This window comes from Kitasatospora sp. NPDC093558 (genome assembly GCF_040683475.1).
Lineage (GTDB): Bacteria > Actinomycetota > Actinomycetes > Streptomycetales > Streptomycetaceae > Kitasatospora.
This window is the reverse complement of record NZ_JBFBDY010001138.1, coordinates 1-1,472: the sequence shown is the minus strand read 5'-3', so window position 1 is coordinate 1,472 and position 1,472 is coordinate 1. Positions and strand designations below refer to the sequence as shown.

At 76.8% G+C, this 1,472-nt stretch carries 1 protein-coding gene; it reads right to left on the bottom strand.

Going from position 1 to position 1,472, the window contains the following annotated elements; genetic code table 11:
* Positions 1 to 1,472: condensation domain-containing protein (locus AB0O00_RS39180; protein WP_363659443.1), on the bottom strand; the 1,472-nt coding region annotated here is incomplete at both ends.

The following is a 1,472-nucleotide window of genomic DNA, read 5'->3' as shown; positions in this document are numbered from 1 at the left end:
TCGATCGTCGGCGACATGTCCTCGGCGTGCGCGCCGTCGAGCGCCTCGGGCCGGTCGACGCCGCACCGCAGCACCGTCCGGGGCGGTGTGCACGGCGGGCCGGGTGACCGGTCCCTCCGGGTCGGCGGTCGGGACGGGCAGCGTCCGCACGGCGGGCACCTTGGCGGCCAGGGCGCCGAGGGCGTCCGCGGCGCCGACGACCAGCCCGATCCCGGCGTCCGCGGCGATGGTCGCGATGCGGTCGGCCGGGTAGGACGGGTCGAGCGGCACGTACGCGCCGCCGGCCTTGAGCACGCCCAGCAGGGCGACCACGGTGTGCACCGAGCGGTCGGCGAGCACGCCGATGGGCGTCTCGGCGCCGACGCCGTGCGCGGTGAGCGTGGCGGCGAGCGCCTCGGCGCGCAGGTCCAGCGAGGCGTAGGTGAGTTCGGCGGTGCCGGACGTCAGGGCGACGGCCTCCGGGCTCGCCTTCGCCGCCCGCTCGACCAGCTCGTGCAGCAGGCGCGGGGCGTCGTGCTCGGCGCGGGTGGCGTTCCACGCGGCCAGGTGCTCGCGCTCCTCGCCGCTCAGCAGCGGGAAGTCCGCCAGCGGGCGGTCGGGTTCGGCGATCGCCGACTCCAGGAGCAGCAGGGCGCGGTCGAGCAGCCGCGCGGCGGTGCCGCGGTCGAACAGGGTGGTGTTGAACTGCGCGCGCAGCGCCAACTCGCCGTCCCTGCGCACCGCGTAGAGGTCGATGTCGTGCGGCGTCCAGGTGGTCGGCAGGTCGAGCGGGCGGGCCACGGCGCCCGGCAGCTCGCGCGAGGCCCACTGCTCCTCGAAGCCGAACAGCACCTGGAACAGCGGGGTGTGACTCAGGTCGCGGGCCGGCCGGGCCGCCTCGACGATCTGCTCGAACGGCAGCCGCGCGTGCACCAGCGCCTCGGCCAGCACCGACTCGGCGCGCCGCAGCAGCCCGCTCAGCGACTCGCCGGCCTCCAGCTCGAAGCGCAGCGGCAGGGTGTTCTCCAACGGCCCGACGAGGCCGCCCGCGCCCTCCTGCCACGCCGGCGGCACCGGCACGCCGACGGCGAAGTCCTGCTGCTGGGCGTGGCGCGCGAGCGCGGCGACGTACCCGCTGAGCAGCAGCTCGTGCAGGGTGGTGCCGGTCGCGGCGGCGAAGCCGTCCAGCGCGGCGTGCAGGGCGGGCGGCACCGGGACGGTGACGGCCTCGGCCTCGATGGTCTTCACCGGCGGACGCGGCCGGTCGGTGGGCAGCTCCAGGGCGCTCAGCGCGGCCGTCCGGGAGCGCCAGAACTCGATGTCCTTCTCGGCGTCGTCGCTCTCCAGCCACGAGCGCTGGGCGGCGAAGACGGCCGGCAGGTCGACGACGGACGCCGCGTCGGCTCCCTCCGCTGCGCCGTCGAGCAGCGCCGCGTACCGGGTGAGGACCTCGTCGGTGAGCCGGCGCACCGACGGGCGGTCGGCGACCAGCA